This window comes from Rhodoplanes sp. P11, assembly GCF_964266735.1.
In the GTDB taxonomy this organism is placed as follows: domain Bacteria; phylum Pseudomonadota; class Alphaproteobacteria; order Rhizobiales; family Xanthobacteraceae; genus Rhodoplanes; species Rhodoplanes serenus.
Window position 1 is genome coordinate 820685 of record NZ_CAXWGY010000001.1, and the last position, 25228, is coordinate 845912.

General features: G+C 69.9%; 24 protein-coding genes. 14 read left to right on the plus strand and 10 right to left on the minus strand.

The annotated features are described in order from the left end of the window. The first annotated feature begins 250 nt into the window (after positions 1-250). Together ACFQUV_RS03675 and ACFQUV_RS03680 are read left to right on the plus strand one after the other, a co-directional pair. Positions 251-721: a helix-turn-helix domain-containing protein gene (locus ACFQUV_RS03675; protein ID WP_129611123.1), complete on the plus strand. Its 471-nt coding sequence runs from the start codon at positions 251-253 to the stop codon at positions 719-721. A 65-nt stretch (positions 722-786) separates the two neighbouring features. Continuing rightward, positions 787-1368 carry a DUF6456 domain-containing protein gene (locus ACFQUV_RS03680; RefSeq protein ID WP_244601733.1) on the plus strand — a complete coding sequence of 194 codons (582 nt, stop codon included), beginning with the start codon at positions 787-789 and terminating at the stop codon, positions 1366-1368. A gap of 19 nt (positions 1369-1387) precedes the next feature. Here the strand turns inward: ACFQUV_RS03680 and ACFQUV_RS03685 are convergent, their stop codons facing one another. Both ACFQUV_RS03685 and ACFQUV_RS03690 read right to left on the minus strand, forming a co-directional pair. After that, entirely contained in the window at positions 1388-1819 is a 432-nt protein-coding gene (locus ACFQUV_RS03685) for a SufE family protein (protein ID WP_129611121.1), read from the minus strand. A 183-nt stretch (positions 1820-2002) separates the two neighbouring features. Next, positions 2003-2431 carry a DUF5330 domain-containing protein gene (locus ACFQUV_RS03690; RefSeq protein WP_129611120.1) on the minus strand — a complete coding sequence of 143 codons (429 nt, stop codon included), beginning with the start codon at positions 2429-2431 and terminating at the stop codon, positions 2003-2005. Between the two features lie 482 nt (positions 2432-2913). Here ACFQUV_RS03690 and ACFQUV_RS03695 point away from each other — a divergent pair, with 482 nt between their 5' ends. From ACFQUV_RS03695 to ACFQUV_RS03705, 3 genes are read left to right on the plus strand one after another with little or no spacing between them, the layout of a single operon-like run. Continuing rightward, positions 2914-4845 (plus strand): PAS domain-containing sensor histidine kinase, encoded by a 1932-nt coding sequence (locus ACFQUV_RS03695; protein WP_129611119.1) that lies wholly within the window; start codon positions 2914-2916, stop codon positions 4843-4845. Further along, positions 4838-5794: a peptidoglycan-binding domain-containing protein gene (locus ACFQUV_RS03700; protein WP_244601732.1), complete on the plus strand. Its 957-nt coding sequence runs from the start codon at positions 4838-4840 to the stop codon at positions 5792-5794. The genes ACFQUV_RS03695 and ACFQUV_RS03700 overlap by 8 nt, the downstream gene beginning before the upstream one ends. Before the next feature lie 10 nt (positions 5795-5804). After that, positions 5805-6149, plus strand: coding sequence for a DUF1491 family protein (locus tag ACFQUV_RS03705; RefSeq protein WP_129611118.1), 345 nt, complete (start codon positions 5805-5807; stop codon positions 6147-6149). On the opposite strand, the gene ACFQUV_RS03710 is transcribed toward ACFQUV_RS03705, so the two are convergent. Continuing rightward, entirely contained in the window at positions 6114-7079 is a 966-nt protein-coding gene (locus ACFQUV_RS03710; RefSeq protein ID WP_207211585.1) for a DUF2336 domain-containing protein, read from the minus strand. The two genes, ACFQUV_RS03705 and ACFQUV_RS03710, sit on opposite strands and share 36 nt — an antisense overlap. A 384-nt stretch (positions 7080-7463) precedes the next feature. Between ACFQUV_RS03710 and ACFQUV_RS03715 the strand changes: the two genes are divergently transcribed. From ACFQUV_RS03715 to ACFQUV_RS03730, 4 genes are all read left to right on the plus strand, one after another. After that, on the plus strand, positions 7464-7661 hold the full coding sequence (locus tag ACFQUV_RS03715) for a hypothetical protein (protein WP_129611117.1): 198 nt from the start codon (positions 7464-7466) through the stop codon (positions 7659-7661). Between the two features lie 70 nt (positions 7662-7731). Continuing rightward, on the plus strand, positions 7732-8571 hold the full coding sequence (locus ACFQUV_RS03720; protein ID WP_111387655.1) for a hypothetical protein: 840 nt from the start codon (positions 7732-7734) through the stop codon (positions 8569-8571). A gap of 157 nt (positions 8572-8728) precedes the next feature. After that, positions 8729-9934, plus strand: a complete 1206-nt coding sequence (locus ACFQUV_RS03725) for a Coenzyme F420 hydrogenase/dehydrogenase, beta subunit C-terminal domain (RefSeq protein WP_371851741.1) — start codon at positions 8729-8731, stop codon at positions 9932-9934. Positions 9935-10033: 99 nt separating this feature from the next. After that, positions 10034-10933 (plus strand): 2-keto-4-pentenoate hydratase, encoded by a 900-nt coding sequence (locus ACFQUV_RS03730; RefSeq protein WP_129611115.1) that lies wholly within the window; start codon positions 10034-10036, stop codon positions 10931-10933. 27 nt (positions 10934-10960) lie between these two features. Here the strand turns inward: ACFQUV_RS03730 and ACFQUV_RS03735 are convergent, their stop codons facing one another. Beyond that, positions 10961-11644: a TetR/AcrR family transcriptional regulator gene (locus ACFQUV_RS03735; protein ID WP_111387659.1), complete on the minus strand. Its 684-nt coding sequence runs from the start codon at positions 11642-11644 to the stop codon at positions 10961-10963. A gap of 661 nt (positions 11645-12305) precedes the next feature. On the opposite strand from ACFQUV_RS03735, the gene ACFQUV_RS03740 reads away from it, so the two are divergent. The 3 genes from ACFQUV_RS03740 (at position 12306) to ACFQUV_RS03750 (ending at position 15592) form a co-directional block, all read left to right on the plus strand. Further along, entirely contained in the window at positions 12306-13541 is a 1236-nt protein-coding gene (locus tag ACFQUV_RS03740) for an MFS transporter (RefSeq protein WP_129611114.1), read from the plus strand. Positions 13542-13653: 112 nt separating this feature from the next. Next, the gene (locus ACFQUV_RS03745) at positions 13654-14430 is read left to right on the plus strand and encodes a cyclase family protein (protein WP_129610604.1); all 777 of its coding nucleotides are present in this window, start codon (positions 13654-13656) and stop codon (positions 14428-14430) included. 211 nt (positions 14431-14641) lie between these two features. Continuing rightward, entirely contained in the window at positions 14642-15592 is a 951-nt protein-coding gene (locus ACFQUV_RS03750) for a 3-keto-5-aminohexanoate cleavage protein (RefSeq protein WP_111385652.1), read from the plus strand. Between the two features lie 240 nt (positions 15593-15832). Here the strand turns inward: ACFQUV_RS03750 and ACFQUV_RS03755 are convergent, their stop codons facing one another. Both ACFQUV_RS03755 and ACFQUV_RS03760 read right to left on the minus strand, forming a co-directional pair. Continuing rightward, complete coding sequence (locus ACFQUV_RS03755; RefSeq protein WP_111385653.1) at positions 15833-16495, minus strand: 3-oxoacid CoA-transferase subunit B; 663 nt, start codon at positions 16493-16495, stop codon at positions 15833-15835. Next, positions 16495-17148 (minus strand): CoA transferase subunit A, encoded by a 654-nt coding sequence (locus ACFQUV_RS03760; protein ID WP_111385654.1) that lies wholly within the window; start codon positions 17146-17148, stop codon positions 16495-16497. Before ACFQUV_RS03760 ends, ACFQUV_RS03755 begins: the two co-directional genes overlap by 1 nt. 1019 nt (positions 17149-18167) lie before the next feature. Between ACFQUV_RS03760 and ACFQUV_RS03765 the strand changes: the two genes are divergently transcribed. Continuing rightward, positions 18168-19559 carry a GntP family permease gene (locus ACFQUV_RS03765; RefSeq protein ID WP_111385656.1) on the plus strand — a complete coding sequence of 464 codons (1392 nt, stop codon included), beginning with the start codon at positions 18168-18170 and terminating at the stop codon, positions 19557-19559. Between the two features lie 143 nt (positions 19560-19702). Continuing rightward, positions 19703-20485, plus strand: a complete 783-nt coding sequence (locus ACFQUV_RS03770; protein ID WP_129610523.1) for a 3-hydroxybutyrate dehydrogenase — start codon at positions 19703-19705, stop codon at positions 20483-20485. 227 nt (positions 20486-20712) lie between these two features. On the opposite strand, the gene ACFQUV_RS03775 is transcribed toward ACFQUV_RS03770, so the two are convergent. The 4 genes from ACFQUV_RS03775 to ACFQUV_RS03790 form a co-directional block, all read right to left on the minus strand. Next, positions 20713-21258: a DUF1254 domain-containing protein gene (locus ACFQUV_RS03775; RefSeq protein ID WP_111385658.1), complete on the minus strand. Its 546-nt coding sequence runs from the start codon at positions 21256-21258 to the stop codon at positions 20713-20715. A gap of 40 nt (positions 21259-21298) precedes the next feature. Continuing rightward, positions 21299-21880, minus strand: a complete 582-nt coding sequence (locus ACFQUV_RS03780; protein ID WP_129610524.1) for a DUF1214 domain-containing protein — start codon at positions 21878-21880, stop codon at positions 21299-21301. A gap of 247 nt (positions 21881-22127) precedes the next feature. Beyond that, on the minus strand, positions 22128-24341 hold the full coding sequence (locus tag ACFQUV_RS03785; RefSeq protein WP_129610605.1) for a transglycosylase domain-containing protein: 2214 nt from the start codon (positions 24339-24341) through the stop codon (positions 22128-22130). 349 nt (positions 24342-24690) lie between these two features. Continuing rightward, the gene (locus tag ACFQUV_RS03790; RefSeq protein ID WP_129610525.1) at positions 24691-25008 is read right to left on the minus strand and encodes a hypothetical protein; all 318 of its coding nucleotides are present in this window, start codon (positions 25006-25008) and stop codon (positions 24691-24693) included. Between the last annotated feature and the right edge of the window lie 220 nt (positions 25009-25228).

Sequence of the window (25228 nt, forward strand, 5' to 3'; positions counted from 1 at the left end):
GCATTCGGGACCGGCCTCGCTCGTCTCCGGATCTCGGGCTGTTCGTCACCGAACACCGCCGCGGTCCGGGGGCGCCGAGCGCCTTGTTGATCAGACAATAGTCCTATCGAGCGGACGTCCGCATTGCGGTTCTGACGGTAACCGTCTTCGTTAACTGACACTTCCGGTTGATCGCGAAACTTATCCCCGCCGTCGAAATCACGCCCATAATCTAGGTAATTTGTCCTAGAAGCGTACCGACGAGGGGACCATGACGTATCGCCTGCCGCTGTTCGGTCCATCGGTCGAGGCCCTGTCGCCCGACCGCGCGGTGTCCCTGCGACAGCGCCGCGCCCGTTCGGTCGCGGCCGCACGGCAGCGCCCCGGCCGTGTAGGCGGAGCCGACGACTGCCCCTTCGACGCGATCGCGCGGCAGGTGGCGGCGGCCTTCGCGCTGCCTCCGGGGGCGCTGACCACCCGCGGGCGTGGCCCGGCCACCGCAGCCTTCGCCCGCCAGGTCGCCATGTATCTGGCCCATGTGGAGTTCGGGGCCAGCCACAGTGCCGTGGGGCGGGCCTTCGGGCGCGATCGCACCACCGCGGCGCATGGCTGCCGGGTCGTCGAGGAGCGGCGCGACGATCCGCAGGTCGATGCCCTCCTGGAGCGCCTGGCGCGGGCGCTCGCACCGATCGGCGGGCGGGGCGCCGGCTGCGGTCGTATGACCCGCGGAGGCTGCCCATGAGCGGCCCCGTGCGTCGTGCCTCTCGTCGCTCTGCCGTCTCTGTCGAGGGCAGGCTGGCGACGCCCGTGCCGGCCACGGCCGAGATCGGCGTCCAGCGGGCCGCCCGCCTGGCCCTCGGGCGCCGGGCCGATCCCGATGCACCCGGCGGCGCCGTCACGATCAACGAGGCCGAGAGCCCGCTCGCCTGGCTCGCCCGTCGCAAGGGCCGCGACGGCCGGCCGATGATCGAGCCGGTGCAATTCCTGGCCGGCGAGCGGCTGCGAGCCGACTTCACCTTCGCCCAGATGGGGCCACGCCTGTCGATCGACTGGACGGCACCGCTCGCCGCCGGCAGTGGCGGCGGGGCGGGCGGGCCGGCGGCCCTGACCGACGCCGTGGTGGCGGCGCGGCGGCGCCTGGCGTCCGCCCTGACAGTCGCCGGCACCGAGTTCGCCGGCCTGCTGCTCGATGTGTGCTGCTTCCTGAAGGGGCTCGAGGAGGTCGAGCGGGAACGCGGCTGGCCGCCGCGCTCCGCCAAGGTGGTGCTGCAACTCGGGCTCGACCGGCTGGCGCGACACTACGGCCTCGCCGCCGAGGCCCGTGGCCGCGCCGGCGCGCCGCTGCGGGCCTGGCGGGCGGACCGCGAGGGAGTGGAGACGGGGGAGTAGCGCGGACCGCTCGCCCGCCTCATTCCACCGTCGCCAGCGCCGCCTCGGCGTCGCGCCGGATGCGCGCCACCATCGATTTCAGGCCGTTGGAGCGCTGCGGCGTCAGGTGCTCGCGCAGCCCGAGCCGTTCGAACACCGCGGTCGCATCGACCGACAGGATGTCGCGGGCGCTGCGGTTCGCGTAGAGCGCGAACAGGATGGCGATCAGCCCGCGCACGATATGGGCGTCGCTGTCGCCCTGGAAGCGCAGCACCGGGCCGGCGGCGCCGTTCGGCTCCACCTGGGTGGTCAGCCACACCTGGCTGGCGCAGCCCTGCACCTTGTTGGCCTCGACATGATCGGCCTCGGGCAGCGGCGGCAGGCCGCGCCCCAGCTCGATGATGTAGCGGTAGCGGTCGTCCCAGTCGTCCAGCAGGGAGAAGTTGTCGAGGATCTCGTCGATCGGCGTCATTCGCGCGTGTCTCGGTGCTCGCGTGTCTCGGCTCGCGTGTCTCGGCCCGGTCCCGCGCCCGACGGGCCGGCGCCGCATACATAAGCGCGATCGAGCGGCTTGGAAACGCGATCCGAGTGCCGGCGCGGCGCCGGCCGCGACCGCCGGCGCGTGCACCGGCCGTCCGCTCCCGTCGGCGGCGGCTCAGCCCGGCGGACGGGCGGCCTGCTCGCGGCGTGGCGTCGGTCCGCGCCACTCCGGTACCAGATCGGCGGTCGACAGCGTGTGCTGCGACGAGGTCGGGCGGGCGATGTCCAGCTTGCCGGCCGCCCCGGTGGTCACCGGCGCGCGCTCGGAGCTCGACAGCGTCTCGCTCACCATCTCCATCATGATCTTGGCACCGGCCTGCGCCTTCTGGCCGATCGCCGACGCCACCTGCATGCCGACCGCACAGACGTCCGGCTGCCGCGTGCAGAACTGGCGCAGATCCGCGACCGTCGAGGCCGCCGCCGAGGCGGCGTCGGCGGCGCTCACCGCGCTCTGCCCGCCGTCGTCGGAGGGCGAGCGCGTGACGGTCGGCAACAGCACGGCCACGACGCCGAGCCAGAAGGCCGTGCGCAACAAGAACCCCATCTGCCTGTCCCCGTGTCCCCGTCTCCCTCGTCCCGTGTCCCCGAAAGTCTCGTTCCCCACCGGCACGCTAGCAGCGCGGCTTTGACGCGCGGTTGGCCGCGCCGCCTGCATTCGACGAGAGTTTTCGTCGAATTCGAACGATCGCGTTCACCATCGTGCAGGAGACGGCATCGGCGAACGTCACGGCGGCGTCGCGAGTTCCATCCTCGCCGCACACGCGGCGCACGGATCACCGTGACGACGGCATCAACCCGCCGCATCGGCTCCTGGAAACCACTCGTTCACCAATCAACACCGCGTTCACCATTCAACGTCGTGTTCACCATGGACGAAGAATGCCGTGCGCGGTTCCGGCGAATTCGGCGGCATTGGAGCAACCGTGTCCGCCAGCCGGTGCGTCCTTAGTGTTCGCTTAATGGCGGTCTGAGACGATCCCCCTGCGACGCGAAGGGGCGCGTCCATCCGGACGTGCAGTGGGCGACGTGAGCGTTCTCAAATCACTCGGACATTATGTCGATGCGCTGGTGCACCCGTCGGTGCAGGGCGATCCGCTTGCGAAGGCGCGGCATCGTGCGTTCATCGCGCCGCGGCTGATCGTCGGGCTGACGGCGCTCGTCGCGTTCCCGGCCTATCTGGCGCTGCGCGGCGCGCCGCGCGGCCTCGAAGTGCTGATGTTCTGCTGGCTCGTCGCCCCAATTCTCACGTCCTACTTCCTGTCGCGCACCGGCCGCTACGAGAGCGCGCATGTTCTCTCGGCGGCGGCGCTCACCGTGCTCGTCGGTATGGTGGCGGCGCACACCGGCGGTATCGACTCGTTCGCCGCGATCTGGCTCGTGGTGGTGCCGCTGGAGGCAGCGCTGTCGGCGTCGCGCCGCGTGGTGGCGATCGCCTCCACGCTCGCGATCGTCGCGGTCGGCCTGCTGGTCGGCGCCGGTGCGTTCGGCGTGCTGCCGCCGCCGTCCACCGATCCGCAGAGCACCGCCGCGCTCGCCGCACTCGGCGTCGTGTCCGCCGTGCTCTACGCGGCCGGCCTCGGGCTCGGGGCCGAGTCGCTGACGCGCACCAGCGTGTGGCTGCTCTACGCCGAGGAAGACCGCTACCGTCTGCTCGCCCGCAACATGACCGACGTCATCACCCGCCATGGCCCGAACGGCACGGTGATGTTCGTGTCGCCGGCTGCCGAGCAGCTGTTCGGTGTCACTGCGACCGAGCTGCGCGGCCACGGGCTGTTCGATCGCGTCCACATCGCCGATCGGCCCGCCTATCTGAGAACGCTCGCCGAGGCGGCCTCGCACGGGACCGACGGCAGCATCGAGTTCCGGGTGCGCCGTGATCCGTCGTCGCCCGACGAGGCGGTGCAGTTCGTCTGGATCGAGATGCGCTGCCGGCCGCTCGATCGCGCCGTCTCGGGTGCCACCTCGGATCGGCACGAGGTGGTGGCGGTGATGCGCGAGGTCACCGAGCGCAAGGAGCAGGAGCGTGCGCTCGAGCAGGCGCGCGCCGAGGCCGAGCGCGCCAACTCGGCCAAGAGCCGGTTCCTGGCCACCATGAGCCACGAGCTGCGCACGCCGCTGAACGCGGTGATCGGCTTCTCGGACATGCTGATCAACGAGAAGGCGCTCAAGATCACGCCCGAGCGGCGCCTCGAATACGCACGGCTCATCAACGAGTCCGGCACGCATCTTCTGGCCGTCGTCAACGACATTCTCGACATGTCGAAGCTGGAGACCGGCGAGTTCGAGATCCGGCCGGAGCCGTTCGCGCTGGCCCCGGTGGTGCGCTCCTGCTGCGATCTGCTGACCCTCAAGGCGCGCGAGCAGGACATCCGTCTGGAGGCCGACATCGATCCGGCGTTGCCCGAGATCGTCGCCGACAAGCGCGCCCTCAAGCAGATCCTGATCAATCTCTTGTCCAACGCCGTGAAGTTCACCGACCGCAGCGGCTGCATCACGGTGTCGGCGCGGCGCGAGGGCGCCAAGGTGGCGATCGCGGTCGAGGACAACGGCATCGGCATCGGCGAGGACGATCTCGGCCGCATCGGCAATCCGTTCTTCCAGTCGCGCGACTCCTACGATCGGCCGCATGCCGGCACCGGCCTCGGCCTGTCGATCGTCAAGGGGCTGGTGACGCTGCACGGCGGCGAGATCGCCATGCGCAGCCGGCTCGGTGCGGGCACTTGCGTGACGGTGAGGATTCCGCTCGATTGCGAGGCCGCCCGGGCGGCGCGACGGCTGTCGCCGTCGCTGGTGCCCGAGGCGGGGGCGACGGTGCGGCGGCTCACCATTCCGAGCGAGCCGGTGGCCGTGGAGCCGGTGTCGCCGGTGCCGCTGTCGCCGGTGCCGGTCGCGGCGGAGGGCGCACGGGTCGAAACGTTCAGTGGTGAGGTCGCGGTTGCGGTCAAGAAGCGTGCGTGAGGCGATCGACGTCGACAGGAACGATCGGGACGGCGGAGCCGGGCGGTCCGGCCGCGGCCGTGTGGCCGGGGTCGCGCTGGCGGCGCTGCGCCGGCCGCGCGACACGCTGGCCGCCCTGGCCGCCACCGCGGCGGTCGCCACCATCCTGATCAATGCGCTGTTCCTCCAGCCGGGGCCACATCCCGCCCCGATCTTCGCGCTCAAGCCGGAGCGTCCGCTGGTCGCCGCCAGCGGCCGCGAGACGACCGGCCGTGATTCGACCGGCGCGCTGTCGGTGCTGCCGCGACCCCGGCCCGCCGATGCCCCGCTGGCCGGTCGCGCGGAGCCGGCCGCCCAGCCGGCGAAGCCGGCGGCCCGGCCGCGCCCGGAGCTCGTCACCGAGGTGCAGCGCGAGCTGTCGCGTCGCGGCTATTACGATGGCCCGATCGACGGCCTCGCCGGCAGCAAGACCGAGGCGGCGATTCGCGAGTTCGAGCATGCCGCCGGCCTGCCGGCGACCGGCGAGGCGAGCGACGCGATCCTGAAGGCGATCGCGCGCGCCCCGGTGAAGCTGCGCGCCGCCGCGGCCCCGCGCCACGATCCCATCGCCGGGCTGATCGCCCAGCCGTCCCATCCTCAGCCAGCCCATCCTCAGCCCGCCCATGCGCCGCCGGCGGTCGTCAAGGCGTCGGCGCCGGCCGCCACCGCGTCATCCCAGCCGCCGCAGCCGCCGCTGCCGGTCGCGACCGCGAAGCCGCCGGCCACACCGGGCTCGGCGCAGATCCGCTCCGTGCAGCGGGCGCTCGCCGATTACGGCTACGGCCAGGTGCGGCCGACCGGCGTTCACGACACCGAGACCCGCGCCGCCATCGAGTCGTTCGAGCAGGCGCGGCGAATGCCGGTCACCGGCCAGGTCAGCGACCGGCTGGTGCGCGAGCTCACCGCCCTCACCGGGCGGTCGATCGAGTAGCGGCGAGCCCATGCGCCTGAAATCCGGCATCTGGGTCGCCGCCTATATTCGCCGCTGTGGCGTCGAGGGGGTGTTCGCCGCCGTGCGCCGGCGCGGCGCCGAGGAGGCCGGAGCCATTTTCGTGGTCGTCAACCGCCTGGACGGCACCGCCGATCTCTACGGCCCGGCGCCGCAGAGCGCCTTCGACGAGCGGCCGGCCGACCGCGCCTTCAGCCGCGTGCTCGGCGACGCCCCGGCGGCCGAGAGCGCCGTCGAGGCATTTATCGCGCGGGAGAGCCGGTTCGATCCCGACGTCTGGGTGGTGGAGATCGAGGAGCGCTCAGGACGCCACTTTCTCGACCGGATCGTCGCCTGACGGCGGCTCGCCGCCGGCCGCTCCGCCGACGCCCGGCCGCTCGGGGCCGATACGCTCGGGGCCGATCCGATCGGGTGTGGCCCGTCCAGGCAGGGCGTGGCGCTCGCTCGCCGGGATGCGGCCGCGTGCCGGGCTGCCGCCGGCGCCCTGGCGGACGGGCCGGGGAGCCTCGCCGGGCTCGGCGAGGCGCCACGCGGACGCCAGCCGCAAGGCTGCCGCCGGGCTGATCTCCGAAAACAGCGCACTCAGGGCATAGACCCGGCGCACCGAGTGGCCGATCGCCGGGTTGACGAACAGCAGGATGCGCTGAAGCACCGCGGCCGGCATCGCCAGTGCCCGCGCCGCCACCACCAGCGGCTCGCCGCCGAGATCGTTGACGATGCGCTCGGCGAGGCCCCGGCCGATGCCGAGCGCCCGCTCCAGCTCGCGCACGAAATCGCCGGGCCGGCCGGCCAGCACGCTCGTCTCCAGGCGGCGCGCCACCTCGGCGGAGGGGGTCGGCATCGCCGGCGTGTCGGCGGCGAGGGGGCCGGCCCGATCGAGATCCTGAAGCAGGGTCCGGCGGCCGTCGCTGTCGGCGGCGAAGAAGTCGCGGACGAGGTCGCGGGCCGAGGCCCGGGCGCGGGTCGCGGCCTCATCCGTGGGCTGGGGCGTCGGTCGCGGCGCGGTGGCGCCACGGCGGCCCTGGAGTCGGGCCAGCACGGCGGCCGGAGCGGCCGGATAGGCGGCGAGCTTGCGGGCGACGATCTCGCGGGTGGACGGGTCTACGGCATCGATCAGCCGCAGCGACAGCTCGACATACTGGCGCTCCTCGTCGGGCGTATGGGCCGGGGTCTGCACGTAGAGGTCGGTCAGCACCCGCAGCAGCGTCGGCTTCACGTCGACGCCGTGCCGGGCGAGCCCCACCAGGCTGTCCAGTCCGGAAAACATGGACGACATCGCGCAAGAGCCCCCGCCGATCGTGTCGATCGGCTTCCCCCGACGACCGCGAAAAGAGCCTAGGCGCAGACTCGTTAGCGGAGCCTTAACCCCAACAACCCGTTAACCTTTTCGGCTCAACTCGAAGGATCGGCGAGCCCCGGGGCGAGGCGGTCCGCAGCGGTTCCGCCGGTGGCCTGGCGGGTGCGGGCAGGGCGCTCGCCACGGCCGATTCGGCCGCGTTCGCAGCCCCCGCCCGAACGTCCGGTCAGTCCGGTGTTGCGGCCGTACAACCCTGTCCAACCAAACAGTTACGCTTAACGGGCCGTTAACCAAACGGCCCGCCTAATCGACGGTGGCAAGCCGCGGATCATGCCCGATCCGATGGAGGGAGCCATGGGGATCATCATCACCTTCCCGGCCGGTCGTCGTCTCTACGATGCGGGCCGGGGCCACAGCTCGGACGAGCCCGCCACCATCATCATTCTGCCGGTGGTGCGGGTCGATCGCCACGGCGACGAGCCGCGCGACGGCCTCGGCGACGGCGGCAGAGCCGCCGGCCGCAAGGGTCGGCGCCCGACGGGACGGCGGTGAGTCTGGGGGCGTGGTGACACAGGTGGGGAAGCCGGACGCAGGTCCGCAGGGTCCGGGGGGGCGGCGCCTCGTGCGGTTCGCCGTGCTCGCGGCCGCGACGCTGCTCGGCGCGTGCAGCGCCAACGGCGACTTCGGCCGGGTGAAGCCCGGCCTGGTGCGCGACGGCGTCCACGACTGGATGGGACCCGCGGTGGCGGCGCGCGCCGGTGTCCCGGTTTCGGCCTATCCCTACACCGAGGACGAACGGCTGATGCGGGATCTCGCGTTCCAGCTCGTCCAACCGGTCTATGATCGCAATCGGTGGTACTCGATCCTGGAGGAGTACGGGATCACCCGCGGGGTGCGCCAGGAATGGTGCGTCTTCAACATCGCGGCCTACGAGCAGATCCTGATGCAGACGCCGTATCGCTCGGCGACGGCCCGCTACAATCGCGTCAACGAGGACATCCGCAACGACGTCACCCGGCTGCCCGCCTGGGTCGCGGTGGCGCGCCGCGTCATCGACATGGACATCAAGCGCGGCAAGAGCCTCGCCCACGTCGCCGCGCTCACCCCGGGCGAGGCCGGCAATGCCGGCGCCCGCATGGCCGAGAATGCGCTGATCATCAGCTGGGTGCAGCAGGCGCTGGTGAACCGCGCCGCCTCCTACGGCTTCGCCCTGGAGCGGCTGGTGATCGCCACCCCGGTGCCGGCCGCCGTGGAGGTCGAGCGGTCGCTGACCCTGTTCAAGACCCGCATCGTCGAGGCGCGGCTGTTGCCTGGCCCCGACATTCTGCCGGGCTCCATCGTGTTCGTGCCGCCCTATCCACCGCCGGTGCTGCCGCCGATCGTCAAGGGCGCCCCGGTCGCCGCGGCGCCGCCGCCACCGGGGCCACCAGCTCCGACCCTCCTGTCCGCCCTGCGGCTCTGAGCCGGCGCCGCCGGTTTCGGCCTGATCCGGCCGCATCCGCGCTTTCACCGCTTGGCCGCGGTGTCAAGCCGACTTAACAATGGGGCGCGGCCACGACGGCCGCCGCGCCATCGGCGCGCTCGAGCGGAATGCGCCCTTGACCACAGAAGCCGAAACCGTGCCGCCCGTCTGGGCCGCCCCCGTGGGGCCGGCGGTGCGCCGCGACCTGTGCACCGACTGCGGCCTCTCCCGCACCGCCGATCCCGGCCGCTGCGGCCATGCCTGCCAGTTCCTCAAGCCCGACTATCCGGCGATGGAGCAGGCCGTCCACGGCCGCGCCCGCGACCCGGAGCGGCCCGACGAGCTGTTCTTCGGCCCGTTCCGCCGGATGCTGCGCGCCGCCCTGAAGGAGCCGCGGCCCGGCGCCCAGTGGACCGGCATCGTGACGCGGCTCGGCGAGCGGCTCTTGGAGACCGGCGCGGTCGATGCCGTGCTGGCGATGGCGCCCGACCCCGACGACATGTGGCGGCCGCGCCCAGTGCTGGTGACCCGGCCCGAGGGCATGGCGCAGTGCCGCGGCATGCGGATGGGCTACGCGCCGCTGCTGGCGCTGCTGGAGCCGGCGCGCCGCCAGGGCTTCCGCCGCCTCGCGGTGGTCGGCATCCCGTGCCAGGTCTACGCGCTACGGGCGCTGGAGCAGGAACTCGGCTTCGAGCGGCTCTATGTGATCGGCACGCCGTGCTCCGACAACACCACGACGGAGCGCTTCCACGAGTTCCTGGCGCTCCTGGCCGACGATCCGTCGACCATCACGTATCTGGAGTTCCGCGCCGACTATCATGTCGAGCTGCGCTTCTCGGACGGTCGGCACAAGCGCATCCCGTTCCTGATGCTGCCGCTGTCCAAGCTGCCGCGCGACTTCTTCCCGCTCACCTGCCGGACCTGCGTCGACTACACCAATGTGCTCGCCGACATCACGGTCGGCTACATGGGCGGCGAGGGGGAGCAGTGGCTGCTGGTGCGCAACGCGCGCGGCGAGGAGATCCTGGACCTGCTCGGCGACGAGGTGCGGCTCGCCCCGCCCGGCACCGGCGGCAAGCGGCGCGCCCCGGTGAAGGGCTTCATGAAGAACACCGAGCGGGCCGCCGGCGGTCTGCCGGTGCGCGGCACCCCGGATTTCCTGCGCCCGCTGGTCGGCTGGCTGATGCCGCGGATCGGCCCGCGCGGCCTGGAGTTCGCCCGCGCCCGGCTGGAGATGAAGGCGATCGAGACCGTGCTGCATCTGCGCCGCGAGCGGCCGAAGCGGCTGCGCCACATGGTGCCGCGCCATGTGTGGGACCTCGTCGCCCCCTACGGCCTGACGCCGGGCGAGGGCGAGCGGTAGGGCGGCGCTCCGTCCCCACCAGTCCGGCGGGACGAGGCGAGCGCGCTCGACACGCAGGCCGTGTTTGCTACGCTCCGGATACCAACCGGAGGAGCCCTCATGCCGCATCGTCTGGCCGCTGCCACCGCCGCCCGTCCGCTCGCGACTGCCGTCGTCCTCGCGGCCGCCAGTCTGCTCGCCGGGATGGCGCCGGCGCGGGCCGATTGCCCGTCCGACCAGGCGGTGGCGGCGCTGGCCGAGAAGATCGCGGCGCGCCAGCCGGCCGAGAGCTACGGTCCCGGCCTGTCGGTCGCCGACGGCCTGTGCGCCCAAGAGAAGCTCGTCGGGATGCTGAAAGCCTCGCTCGGGCCGGTGGTCGGCTACAAGGCTGGGCTCACCAACACGGCCGTGCAGCAGCGGTTCGGCGTGCCGCATCCGGTGCGCGGCACGCTGCTCGCCGGCATGATCCTCAAGGACGGCGCCACCGTCGACCCGGCCTTCGGGGCGGCGCCCTTGTTCGAGTCCGACCTGATCGTCACGGTGAAGGACCCCGGCATCCACGGTGCCAAGGGGCATGTCGAGATCCTGCGCCACCTGGAATCCGTCGTGCCGTTCCTGGAGCTGCCGGATCTGGTGCTCGCCAAGGGCGCCCACATGGATGGCGGCGTGCTCACCGCCATCAACGTCGGGGCGCGGCTCGGCGTCACCGGCACGCCGATCCCGGTGGAGGCGAGCCAGGACTTCGCCGACCGCCTCGCCAAGATGACGGTGGTGCTCTCGGACGACAGCGGGCGCGAGATCGCCAGGAGCCCCGGCACCGCGATCCTCGGCCATCCGCTCGATGCGGTGGCGTGGCTGGTGGAGGACCTCGGCCGAGCCGGCATCACCCTGAAGGCCGGGGATGTGCTCAGCCTCGGCAGCTTCTCGCCGCTGTCGCCGCCGGCGCCCGGCCGCACCGTGACGGCCCGCTACGAAGGGCTCGCCGGTCTGCCGGTGGAGGTGAAGGCGACGTTCAAGTAGCTGCGCTGCGGCGAGCGGGGCCGGCGTTCACGCCTCGGCATCGACATCGGGGCCGGCGCGGATGCCGGCCGCGATGAAGCGCACCAGGAAGCGCGCCTTGGTGGGGATGTCGCCGGGCTTGTAGCGGTGCTTCGACAGGCGCGACATGCGCTCGTCGAAGAAGTTCATGACCAGCGCGCCGACCGCGAACAGATAGGCCCAGTGCAGATACTCGGGCGACTTGTCGGGGAGGGCGCGCTGGAGCGCCGCGATGAACTCGCGCGCCATCGGATCGTAATAGTCGCGCAGGATGCCGCGCGACTTCTCCTGTGGGTCGGATGCCTCGCGGACCGTCAGCAGCGGGTAGTACTTTCCCTCCGGCCGCGCTTGCAGGCGCATCACCGGCATCACGAAGGCGGTGGCGATGCGCTCGATGGCGTCGGGCCCCGAGACGTCGATGGTGCGCAGCTCGGTCAGACGTTCCGCGAACAGCTTCTGGTGCTGGGCGAACACCGCGCGATAGAGGTTCTGCTTGGTCTCGAAATGATAGACCACCACGGACAGCCCGACGCCCGCCGCATCGGCGATGTTGCGCATGGACGCACCGTGGAAACCCTCGAGCGCAAAAAGCTTCTCGGCTGCCGCGATGATGCGAGCGCGGCGCGTCGGCTCGGCGTCCGCCGTGCCGGACGTCGGTGCTCTCGGTTTTCTCCGGGATGCGGCGGTGGTCATGCGGGCTCGCGGGAATGAAGCTTGCGCTGAAGGAACTGGCGCTCGACCGCGATGGTCCGTCTCGATCGACCTCGACTCGTCCTGATCATCACTTTACTCGCGCGCCGGCTGCACTGTCCACCCGTGGACCCGAATTCCGGACCAGACTCGCGACGGATCGGTGCTGGCGGTACTGGCGGGCGATGCCGGACGTCGCGTCGGGCGGACACGCCCGCGATGTCGGCAGGCGCGTCGTGCGGGCCACGTCGCTGCACGTCGGTGTCTCGCGGTGAAACCGCACCGCCGCGATCGCGCATCGACGATGACGGCATCGTGGTTCTGATCCCGCCGTCGTCCATTCCCGCGAAATCCGCGGTCGCCGAGGCGGCGGTGCCCGTCGCTCGGCTCCTCGGTGCGTGAGCCGTCGCATCGTAGGTCATTCTTTCTGTCCCGCCGTTCCCGCAGGTCTTCCACGCGCTCCATGCAGTGGCCATCGTACTTGTCCGGATATACTGTACGTACGTACAGTCTAACGTGGCGATGCGGCGAAACCACGATCCCCGGATCGCCGCGACGGCCAGCCCGACGCCCTTCGCGCCGCACGCGGAGGGCGACGCCGGACATTCGCCCGGTCGCCCGGCTCCCGTCGCGACGATCGTTCAAGAACCCTGGGTGTTCGAGCATGAAGAACGACAACACCAAATGGCGTGTCCTGGCTGGCGGGTTCGCCGGCTACACGTTCGATGCCATGGATCTCGTGCTGCTGGCCATGGCGTTCCAGCCGATCATGGCGGATCTCGGCCTGTCGCGGTCGGAGGCGGGCCTGCTCGCCACCGCGACTCTGATCGGCGTCGGCATCTCCAGCGTCGTGATGGGCTGGTACGCCGACAACTACGGCCGCCGCAAGGCGATGCTGTGGTCGATCATCAGCTTCAGCATTCTGACCATGGCGATCGCCTTCACCAGCACCTGGCTGGAGATCCTGATCCTGCGCTTCCTGGCCGGCCTCGGCCTCGGCGGCCTGTGGGGCGTGATCGCCGCCTACATCGCCGAGACCTGGCCGACCGAGCAGCGCGGCCGCGCCGCCGCCTTCGTGATGAGCTCGTTCCCGGTCGGCGTCGGCCTCGCCTCGTTCCTGGCCGGCAAGATCATCCCGATGTGGGGATGGCGGGCGCTGTTCCTCACTGCCGGCATCGCGCTGATCGTCGCCGTGTATGTCTACTTCTTCGTGCCGGAGTCGGAAGCCTGGAAGGCGCAGCGTGACGCCCGTCAGCGCGGCGAGGGCAAGACCGCCGAGAAGGTGTCGGTGAAGGAGATCTTCGCGCCGGGTCTCGCCAAGAACACCATCCTGGCGACCCTGATCTCGGCCTTCGCGCTGACCGCCTATTGGGGCACCACGACCTGGCTGCCGACCTATCTGGTCAAGGAGCGGGGCCTGTCGGTCGCCGACATGGGCATGTTCATGACCATCCTCAGCGTCGGCATGTTCTTCGGCTACAACGTGTTCGGCTGGATCGCCGACTTCATCGGCAAGCGCAATGCGCTGCTCCTGTCGCTCGCCGGCTCGGCCGTGATGCTCGCCGTGTATGCGATGACCGAGAACCACGCCACGCTGCTGTGGATGGGGCCGGCCTATGCGTTCTTCATGGCCTTCGTCGGCCTGATGGGCTCGTACTACGGCGAGCTGTTCCCGACTCGTATCCGCACCACCGGTTCGGGCTTCTGCTTCAACGTCGGGCGCGGCATCTCGGCCTTCGCGCCGTTCATCCTCGGCGGCATCGCGACGGCGACCTCGTTGCAGACCAGCATCCTGCTCTGCGCCATCCCGTTCCTGCTCGCCGCCATCCTGACGGCCTTCCTGCCGAGCACCGAACGGCCGGCGACGCAGCCGGCGGCGGCCGCTTCACCGCGGGGCTGATCTTCCCGCCCGCCCCGCACCCCGCGTCCGCAGTCGGCGGGCGCGGGGACCCCCTCGAGCGGACCCGACCAGCGACGGCGCGCGCCGGCGGCCGGGTCTGGAATTGGAGACCATCATGCGCAAGATCATCGACCTTTCCATCTACTTCGAAAACGGCACCCTCGCCGATCCGCCCGTCTACGAGCCGAAGATCACCTACCGCAATCACAAGGACACCACCGACGAGCTGCTGCCGTTCTTCCCCGGCCTGAAGGCCGAGGACCTGCCCGACGGCGAAGCCTGGGCGATCGAATGGGTGCAGATCACCACCCACAACGGCACGCATCTCGACGCGCCTTATCACTTCGCCTCGACCATGAGCCGCGGCGAGCGCGCCATCACCATCGACGAGGTGCCGCTCGACTGGTGCTTCCAGCCCGGCGTGAAGCTCGACTTCCGCCATTTCCCGGACGGCTACGTGGCGACCGCCGGCGACGTCGAGGCCGAGCTGAAGCGCATCGGCCATACGCTGAAGCCGCTGGAGATCGTCGTCGTCAACACCCGCGCGGGCGAGTGTTACGGGCGCGAAGGCTACGTGGCGGCCGGCTGCGGCATGGGCCGCGATGCGACCCTCTATCTCACCGAGCGCGGCGTGCGGGTGACCGGCACCGACGCCTGGAGCTGGGATGCGCCGTTCGTCTACACGGCCAAGAAATATGCGGAGACCAAGAACGCCGGCCTGATCTGGGAGGGCCACAAGTCCGGTCGCGAGGTCGGCTATTGCCACATCGAGAAGCTGCATAATCTCGAGCTGCTGCCGCCGACTGGCTTCACCGTCGCCTGCTTCCCGGCGAAGATCCGCGGCGCCTCCGCCGGCTGGACGCGCGCCGTCGCGATCCTGGACGCCTGACGCGGCGACGGTACGGCTCTCCTCCCGCCCCGTCCCGTCCGCGGGATGGGGCGCGGCCGCGTCCAGAGCGGAATCCGATCCAACTGGATCGGACTCCGCTCCAGGAGTCTTTGCGTGGTCGCATTTTCCACGGCGAGCCGGCGTCCACCTCGCCGGAAAATGCTCTGTGCCGCCGAATCACCGTCGATCCCCCGAACCCTCAGGAGTTGTCATGTCCAAACTCGTCATCACCGCCGCGGTGACCGGATCGGTGCACACGCCGAGCCTGTCGCCCTACCTGCCGGTGACGCCCGCCGAGATCGCGGCCGATGCCGTGAAGGCCGTGCGGGCCGGTGCCGCCCTCGTGCATGTCCACGCCCGCGATCCGCAGACCGGCAAGCCGAGCGCCGATCCGAAGCTCTACGAGGAGATCGTCCGCCGCATCAGCGCCGAGACCGATGCGCCGATCTGCATCACCACCGGCGGCTCGAAAGAGATGACGGTGGCGGAGCGCGCCCGCTCGGTGATGCTGCTGAAGCCGGAGCTGGCGTCGCTCAACACCGGCTCGATGAACTTCGCGCTGCATCCGCTCGCCGCCAAGATCAAGGAGCCGAAGTTCGACTGGGAGATTCCCTTTCTCGAAGCCACGGAAGACTGGATCTTCCCCAACACGTTCAAGACGCTGCGCGAGTTCGCGACGTTCATGGCCGAGGCCCGCACCAAGCCGGAGCTCGAAGTCTACGATGCCGGCATGCTGGGCAACATCCAGTTCCTGATCGGCACCGGCGTACTGACCCCGCCCGTGCATGTTCAGTTCGTGCTCGGCATCCTCGGCGGCATGCCGGCGACGGTGGGGAACCTGGTGTTCCTCTACGAGTCCGCCTGCCGCATGCTCGGCGAGAAGACCTTCACCTGGTCGCTGTCGGCGGCCGGGCGCGCGCAGCTGCCCATGATGGCGACCGCCATGGGCATGGGTGGCAATGTCCGGGTCGGGCTCGAGGACAATCTCTATCTCGCGCCCAAGCAGCTCGCCAAGTCCAGCGCCGAGCAGGTGGAGCGCGTCGTCGCCATCGCGCAGGCGCTGAGCATCCCGGTCGCGACTCCGGCCGAGGCGCGGCAGATCCTCGGCCTCAAGGGCGCCGATGCGGTCGGCTGGACCACGGCGGCCGCGCCGACGGCGTGACGCCACGCCCGGTCGTCGTCATCGCCGGGCTCGGCCTCTCCTCTCGTCACCGCCGGGCTCGACCCGGCGGTTCATCGATCACGCGACGACACTCGTCCGATCGTGATGGACGCGCGGGTCGAGCCCGCGCGTGACCAAGCAGGATGGATGCGCGGGGTGTGCCGCGTATCGGGGCCGAAACAGAAAACCCGCGGGGAGGGGCTCCCGCGGGTTCCTGTTCACCTGTCGCAGGGCGTGCCGTCAGGCGGCAACCCCGAGATCCATCTCCGGCACGTCATCCGGAATGATCAGCTTGGCGCTGGTGGCCGCGACGATCTGCTCGATCGTGACGCCCGGCGCCCGCTCGCGCAGCACCAGCCCGTCGTCGGTGGGCTCGATGACGGCGAGATCGGTGACGATCAGGCTGATGCGCCGGATCGAGGTGAGCGGCAGGGTGCACTTCGGCACGATCTTGGGCGCGCCCTTGGCGGTGTGGTTCATCGCCACGATCACCCGGCGAGCGCCGGTGACGAGATCCATGGCGCCGCCCATGCCGGGCACCATCTTGCCGGGCACCACCCAATTGGCGAGCAGGCCGTTCTCGTCCACCTCGAGGGCGCCCAGCACGGTGGCGTCGAGATGGCCGCCGCGGATCAGGCCGAACGAATAGGCGCTGTCGATGGTGGCGGCTCCGGGCACCGCCGAGACGGTGCCACCGCCGGCATCGGTGAGGTCGGGATCGTCCATGCCCTCCGGCGGCTTGGCGGCCAGCCCGACGATGCCGTTCTCCGACTCGAACAGCACGTTGGCATGCTCGTCGATGAACTTGGCGACGCCGGTCGGCAGGCCGATGCCGAGATTGACCAGGCTGTTGGGCTTCAGCTCGCGGGCGACGCGGCGCTGGATGATCTCTTCGGGTTTCATCAGGCGGCCCTCTCGATCAGGTAGTCGACCACGACGCCCGGCGTCTTGACGACGTCGGGAGAGATCATGCCCACGGGGAGAATCTCGCGCGGCTCGCAGATCACCGTCTCGGCGGCGAGCGCCATGATCGGATTGAAGTTGGTGGCGGTGAGCTGGTACTGGAGGTTGCCGCTGTAGTCGGCCTGATCGGCGGCGATCAGCGCGAAATCGGCCTTGAGGGGCTTGGCCAGCAGCCACTTCTCGCCGTCGATCTCGACCACCTGCTGGCCTTCCGCCGCGATGGTGCCGAGGCCGGTCTTGGTCAGCACGCCGCCGAGGCCGTAGCCGCCGGCGCGAATGCGCTCGACCAGCGTGCCCTGGGGCACCAGCTCGACCTCGATCTGACCGGCGATCATCGCTTTCTGGGTCTCGGGATTGAGGCCGATATGGGAGGCGACCAGCTTGGACACCGCGCCGGCGCGGATCAGCTTGCCGATGTCGACGCCCGGACGGGCGGTGTCGTTGGCGATGACGGTGAGATTGCGCTTGCCGGACTGGGCCAGGGCTTCGAGCAGCCGATGGGGCGATCCGACGCCCATGAAGCCGCCGATCATGAGACGGGCGCCATCGGGGATGAGCTTGACCGCTTCTTCCGGTTTCAGGTGAGGTTTCATGAGGACACTCGTGGTTCGTCGGGGAGCGGCCAGAGTCGCCGCCGGTCCGGGTCCGGAACAGACGTGTGTCCTTATGCTGCGGCGGCGCGAACGCCGCATCGGTAGTACACCTGAATCGTAGAGCTACGTCCCGTCACCATGTGGCGAGAACCGCGTGACGCGATCCGATGCCGCACGGTCGCCGGCGAGGCGCCTGTTCGGCGATTGTGACGCCCTGATGCCCGCCGCGATGGTCGGCCCGGTGCCTGCGTCACGCATGACAGAGTGATGACAGGGACCTCGTTGTTGCGCATTCCGCCGCATCGGGCGGCGTTCGGGCGCGTGATGTGATGGCGTGGTGATGTCCCGTCACCGACCGGGATCACGTCGCCGTCACGGACCTCGGCGACGAACCGGAGCCGGGCTAACCAGAATTGGGCGAGCCAGAGTCGAGCTAACCAGAATCGGGCAACCGGGTCACATTCATCGTCGATGTGAAGACCGTCGATGTCAGAATGGTCGACGTCAAAATGGTCGACGCCAAGATGGTCGACGCCAAGATGGTCAATATGAGGACGGTCGATGTGAGGATGGCCGATGTGAAGAGGCCGATGGCGAGATGGTCGAGTCGACGTGAGACCGTGTCGCCGTGCCGCTCGTTCTTATACCTGTTCTTTTGTATGAAACGAGATAGCTCGCGTGTCGTCTTGTTGCAGTGCACCCGATCATTCAGGGCTGTGTGACAGCCGGCCGGCAACTCGGGCCACTCGAAAAGATTGCAATGCTGTCGAACCCAAGTCGTATTTGCACGTAATAGTCCTATTACCTAGGTCAGGAGCGTTTGACAAAAGTCAACGCTGCGGCAGGAGGCCGCGCCTACAGGCTGACCACTTCGAAAACGTTCACCTTGTCGTCGGTCGTCGGCAAGGCTTCAGCTCTCACGCTCAAATGTCCTGCCGCGCACAGTAGAGGCGCAACTCTCCTCAAGTAAAAATCTCCCGCGCGCCAGCACGTTTCCAAAGTCTCGGGGGTGCACGTCTATGAATTTCCTGATCTGTATCGGAGCGCTCGCGTTCCTGATGTTCGTCGCGTATCGCGGCTACAGCGTGATCCTCTTCGCGCCAGTGGCTGCGATGGGCGCGGTGCTGCTCACCGATCCAGCCGCCGTTCCGCCGATCTTCACCGGCCTCTTCATGGAGCGGATGGTCATCTTCGTGAAGCTGTACTTCCCGGTGTTCTTGCTCGGCGCGGTGTTCGGCAAGGTCATCGAGCTGTCGGGCTTCTCACGCTCGATCGTCACGGCGGTGATCGGTCTGATCGGCCGTGAGCGCGCCATGGTGTCGATCGTCGCGGTATGCTGCCTGCTTACCTATGGCGGCGTGTCGCTGTTCGTGGTGGTGTTCGCGGTCTATCCGTTCGCCGCCGAGATGTTCCGGCAGAGCGACATTCCGAAACGCCTGATTCCGGGCACCATCGCGCTCGGCGCTTTCACGGCGACGATGGATTCGTTCCCCGGCACGCCGCAGATCCAGAACATTATTCCGACCACCTTCTTCAAGACCACGACCTGGGCGGCGCCCGTTCTCGGCACCTTCGGGGGCCTGTTCATCCTCACGGTGGGCCTGCTGTATCTGGAGTGGCGCCGCCGCTCCGCCCTGAAGGCGGGCGAGGGCTACGGCACCGGCCACATCAACGAGCCTGAGCCGATCGCCGCCGAGAAGCTGCCGAACCCGATCATCGCGATGTCGCCGCTGGTCATCGTGCTGGTGATGAACTTCATCTTCACCGACCTGATCAAGCGGCTCTATCCGGCCACCGTCGAGGTCGCGTTGATCCCGGGCGGCTCCAAGGTGATCCAGCAGACTGCGTCGGTCGCCGCCATCTGGGCCGTCGAGGGCGCCCTGATCATCGGTATCCTGATGGTGCTCGCCTTTGCCTGGAAGGCCGTCACCGCGAAATTCGCGGCCGGCAGCCAGCAGGCCGTCGCGGGCTCGCTGCTCGCCTCGCTCAACACCGCCTCCGAGTACGGCTTCGGCGCCGTCATCGCGGCGCTGCCGGGCTTCATCTTCATCCGCGACGCGCTGACCGCGATCCCCAACCCGCTGGTCAATATCGCCATCTCGGTGACGGTGCTGGCCGGCATCACCGGCTCGGCGTCGGGCGGCATGTCGATCGCGCTCGCTGCGATGGCCGACCAGTTCGTCGCCATGGCGAACGCCGCGCAGATCCCGCTCGAGGTGTTGCACCGGGTCGCCTCGATGGCGTCCGGCGGCATGGATACGCTGCCGCACAACGGCGCCGTGATCACGCTGCTCAATGTCACCGGCCTGACTCACCGGCAGTCCTACAAGGACATCTTCGCCATCACGGTGATCAAGACCGGCAGCGTGTTCGTGGTGATCGCCCTCTACTATCTGACCGGCCTCGTCTAGGGCCGGCCCCGCCGTGCGGCTTCGGCCGCACGGCTTCGTCGCGGTCCGATCGCGCGGGATCGACGGGGTGCTCCCGCGACGGCGACCGGATCATCGGCGGGCGGCGCGTCCGCCGGTCGTGACACTGGAGCAGGGAGAGTCTCATGTTGAAAGGTAAGGTCGCCGTCGTCACTGGGTCGACCAGCGGCATCGGTCTCGGCGTGGCGCGGGCGCTGGCCGCGAAGGGCGCCGACATCATGCTGAACGGCTTCGGCGACGCCGCCGAGATCGAGAAGATCCGGACCGGCATCGCGGCCGAGTTCGGGGTGCGCACCGCCTACAATGGCGCCGACCTGTCGAAGCCGGCGGAGACCAAGGGCCTGATCGAGGCCGCCACCAAGGAGCTCGGCAAGGTCGACATCCTGGTCAACAATGCCGGCATCCAGGTTGTGTCGCCGGTGCAGGACTTCCCGGACGACAAGTGGGAGCTGGTGCTGGCGATCAATCTGTCGGCCGCGTTCTACGCCATCAAGGCGGCGGTGCCGCAAATGAAGGAGCGCAACTGGGGCCGCATCATCAACATCGCCTCGGTGCACGGCCTCGTCGCCTCGGTCAACAAGGCCGCCTATGTGTCGGCCAAGCACGGCCTCGTCGGCCTCACCAAGGTGGTGGCGCTGGAGAACGCCGAGACCGGCGTCACCTGCAACGCCATCTGCCCCGGCTGGGTGCTCACCCCGCTGGTTCAGAAGCAGATCGACGCCTGGGCCGAGCGCGACAAGATCGACAATACCGAGGCCGGCCGCCGGCTGCTCACCGAGAAGCAGCCGTCCAAGCAGTTCGTGACGCCGGCGCAGCTCGGTGAGCTCGCGGTGTTCATGTGCTCGGACGCCGCCTCGCAGCTTCGTGGCACCGCCATCAACATGGATGGCGGCTGGTACGCCCAGTAATCCCTCCACGGCCCTGCCGGGGAGATGCGGCGGAGCGGTCGGGGCGCGAGCCCCGGCCGTTCGTCGTTTTCGGGAGGGCGAGCGGCCGCCGCGCCGGAGCGCGGCGAAGCCGCGAACCCGGACCCAGCGGCGAGCTCGGAGCGCTTGGCTGGATTCCGGGTGCGGCGCTGCACGCCGCCCCGGAATGACCAACCCCACCGATCAGCCGGATCTCGGCTCAGAGCTGCTCAGGGCTGCGGCTGGCACTTGGCCGCCGACACGGCGGCGTCCGCCATCGCCCGCAGCCCTGCCTCGGCCACCAGGGCCCGCACCACGATCAGCCCGGTCGAGGTCGGCGATTCGACGATCAGCCGGTCGGCGGCGGTGACGTCCTCCTCGGCCGGCAGTGCGTCGCGCTGCTTGGTGGTCATCAGGTCGAGCTCGATGGTGCGGCGGCCGGCGGCGCGGTCGTTGATGGCGTAATAGGCGACGCCGGTGCGGGTGTAGAAGGTGACCGAGGTATAGGCCTGGCTCACCGGCGCGGTCAGCTTGATCGGACCGCCGTCGAGATCGTAGCGGCACACGGACGCCGCGAAGGCGGGGTCCATGAACGGCACCGCGGCCCGTTCCGGGGTCGGCTCCGGCAGCAGCGTGAAGGCATTGACGGGGGTCGTCGATTCGAGCCGCGCATAGGCGTCGCGGGTGGCCGCCTTGGGCAGGGTCAGCACGGTGACGAGATGCACGATGCCGCCGAGGATCAGGCCGGCGAGCAGCCACAGCAGCCAGCGGATCACGGCAGGCTCCCGGTGGCGAGATCGAGGGTGGCGGGCGTCCTCATGAGCAGGTCTCCGCCGCCGTGATGGCCGGCATCGGCGCCTCGCGCTCGGCCCTTGTGGCGATGCCGACGGGGGTGTCGTAGAGGCGCAGCAGCAGGATGTAGCGCTCGACCCCGCCGGTGGGCAGCCAGTTGCCGGGGCGGGCGCGCGGCGCCAGCACGATCTCGAAGGAGCCGTCGGACTGGCGCACCAGCTCCTGGCTGGTGAAGCCGTAGCGGCCGAGCGAGTTGGCGACCAGCGCCCCGTCGGGCCGGTAGAGCGTCAGGGTGAAGTAGCGAGCCTGCGGCGTGGTGCCGGCGACCCTGACGTCGCACCGCCCGTCGAGGGCGCGGCCGGCATCGTCGGTGCGGGCCAGGAAGGCGACGCCGTCGCCGAGACCGAGCGGCAGCAGGCCCCCGCGCGACACGGCGGCGCGCGCGTAAGGGTCGATGTCGGCACTGCCGGCGCGCGGATAGGCAGTCCAGGCCCCGAGCGTGACGGCCCCGAACGCGACCCCCCGGGTCAGCGTCAGCCAGGTCGCGCCGAGCCCGATGGCGGCCGCCACCACGAGGGAGAGAAGAGCACCGATCAGCAGCCGCACGGGACGATCCGATCTCGAAATTCGCTGGTCACAGACGCCGAGGGGGAGAGACGGGCGTCACCCCGGTCCTGGCGTCACCGCCGGGCGCGACCCGGCGATCCCTCGCTTTCGCCAGAACGTTTTCTCCGGATGGAGGTGTGGGTCAAGCCCGGCCGGGGCGATGTTCGATCCGTCCCCTCGCGGACCGCAGCCGTCGCGGCGCCGGAGATCGATCCCACCGCTCGTTCCGGCGCAGGCGGGAACGCAGTCAGTCCCGCCGCCTGGCCGGCAGCGCCCCGACCGGCAGCGACCCGTCGGCCGCCGCGGTGGCGCCCGGGGCGAGGGCGGGGGCTTCGGTCTGCGGGCCCACACGGGGCGTGGTGGCGACGGCGGCGCGGGCCGCCTCGTCCATCAGCCGCTCGATCCGCACCAGCGCCTGAGCCGCCTTGGTGGACAGCATGGCGGGGCGCGGCACGTCGCTCGTCTCGGCGATCTTGGGGCCGATCTGGGCCGGATTGGGCGGCAGGCCGGGGATGTTCTTCAGCTCCACCCCCTGATGGGCGTACTCCATCACGGTATGCCAGACCATGGCGGGCATCGAGCCGCCGGTCATCCGGTTCAGCGGCGAGTAGTCGTCGTTGCCGAACCACACGCCGGCGACGAAGTTGCCGGTGAAGCCGACGAACCAGGCATCGCGATAGGCGTTGGTGGTGCCGGTCTTGCCGGCCGCCTTGACGCCGTTGAGGATGGCGCGCCGCGCCGTGCCTTCCTCGACCACCTTGTTCATCATGAAGTTCATGTCGGAGGCGACCTGCGGGGGCATCACCTGCTGGGGCTTCTTGCCGTCGCGGTCGAAGCGCCAGATGGTCTCGCCCATGCCGGTGCGAACCTCCAAAATGGCGTGCGCCGGCACCGCCTTGCCGCCGTTCGGGAACGTCGCATAGGCCACGGTGTGGTCCAGCACCGTCACCTCGGCGGCGCCGATCGGCAGCGACGGCGTGTCGGTGAGCGGGGTGCGCAGGCCCATGCTCCGGGCGAGCGCCACGATCTTGTTGCGGCCGGCGCGCGGGCTGCCCTTGCCGGCCGTGTTGGCGAGCTTGACCGCGATGGTGTTGATCGAGCGCTTCAGCGCGTCGGTGAGCTGCATCGAGCCCGAGAAGCCGCCCGAGTAGTTCTTCGGGCACCAGTTGCCGACGCAGACCGGGCTGTCGACCACGACCGACTTCGGCGTCAGGCCGGCCTCGATCATGGCGGTGGCGTAGACATAGGGCTTGAACGAGGAGCCGGGCTGCCGCAGCGCGTCGGTGGCGCGGTTGAACTGGCTCTCGCCATAGTCGACGCCGCCGACGATCGCCCGCACGGCGCCGTCGACGTCGGCCACCACCACGGCGGCCTGCTTGGCGTGGTAGTCGCGCCCGAACTGCCTGATGGCGTTCTCGATGGCGTTCTCGGCGGTCTGCTGGAGACCGGGATCGAGGGCGGTGCGCACCACGAAGGCGCGCTCGGTGATCGACTTGGGCAGCGTGTCGACCAGCTTGCGCATCTCCTCGAACGCATAGTCGAGGTAGTAGTTGGGGGCGCTCTCGTCGCGGCGGTCAATGGTCTTGGCCGGGTTGCGGCGGGCGCCGAACACCTGGCCCTCGGTCATGAAGCCGGCCTCGACCAGGTTGTCGAGCACCACATTGGCGCGGGCGCGCGCCGCCGGCAGGTTGATGTGGGGGGCGAACTTGGTCGGCGCCTTGAACAGGCCGGCCAGCATGGCGGCCTCGGGCAGGCTGACGTCGCGGGCCGACTTGCCGAAATAGTATTGCGCGGCGGCGTCCACCCCGTAGGTGCCGCCGCCCATGTAGGCGCGATCGAGATAGAGCTTGAGGATCTCGTTCTTGGTCAGCCGGCTCTCCAGCCACAGCGCCAGGAACGCCTCCTTGACCTTGCGCTCGATGGTGCGCTCGTTCGACAGGAACAGGTTCTTGGCGAGCTGCTGGCTGAGCGAGGAGCCGCCCTGCACGACGCCGCCGGCCCGCGCATTGGTGACGACGGCCCGCATGGTGCCGGCGATGTCGATGCCGAAATGCTCGTAGAAGCGCCGGTCCTCGGTGGCCAGCACCGCCTTGATCAGGTGGTCGGGGAAGTCTTCGAGCGGGATCGAATCGTTGTGCTTGATGCCGCGCGAGCCGACCTCGTTGCCGAAGCGGTCGAGGAACACGACGGCGAGCTCCGACTTCTTCAGCCAGTCCTCGTCCGAGGTCTCGTGGAAGGCCGGAATCGCCAGCGCCAGCATCAGCATCAGGCCGGCGAAGCCGAGCGTCAGCGCCTCCGAGGCGGGCTCGACCAGGAGCCAGCGCCGCCAGCCGCCGACATGGAAGCGATCCATGAAGACCACGAATCGCTCGACCAGCTCGCGGGTCCAGCGGAAGCCCTTGAAGATGCCGAAGTCGAGCCGCGAGTCGAGATCGAGCATGAAGCGCCGGAAGCGCTCCATCAGGGAGACACGCGGCCTGTGATCGGTGTCGTCCTCGCGCAAGTCTCACGTCCTCGTCAGCGGAGTCTCGGGTCGCCCCGGCGGAACGCACGTCCTTCGACAGTGGCGAGATCGACCCGGTTTAGCCGATCGGCCGCGGGGGGCCAATGGCGCCGTCGTCACAAGCGCGCCATGGTCACAAGGCGCGCCGTCGTCACAAAGCGCAAGGAAGTCACAAAGCGCAAGGAATATGGGGGGAGTGTGGCCGCTCGCCCGGCCGGCCGTGCCGATGAGGCCGCCCGGCCCGCCGGCCGCCGGCCGATCGGCCGTGTCCGGGGTTGGTGCCGGGCCGGGGCCGGCTCGGGGCGGGTCAGTAGAGGGTGCGGACCGGCGGGCCGTAGATCATCCAGCGGCGCGGATCGTAGCCGCGCGGAAAATGGCACTTGAACGCCACGTAGTCCCCGTAGCGCCGGTGCACGCTGGTGATCTGGGCCGCCTTGAAATACTGGGCGCAGTGAGCCGCCGCGATGTCGCGATAGACGAGATCGACCGCCGGCGACCAGGCGATGATGCCGCCGGTGTCGTTGCCTTCGAACGGCCGGGTGTCGAGAAAGCCGGCCGCGGCCGGCGCCGCCGCGAGGGGCAGCGCCACCAGGGCGGCGAGCAGGGTCGGGCGCAGCGCGGGCAACGAACGAGCGGGCAACGAACAAGGGGGCATCGGACCAGCGGACCTCCGGTCGGCACGGCTCTCGCCATGCGTCGTGAACGACCCGGACGATCCCATGCCGGCTGCCCCGGCCGCAACCCGGTGGTGCGGATTCCGAGACGCTGTCGCGCTCCGGCCACAGGCCCGCGGCGGCAGGGCCGATCATCTCCCGAGATCGTGATCGGCAAGACCACCCTATGTT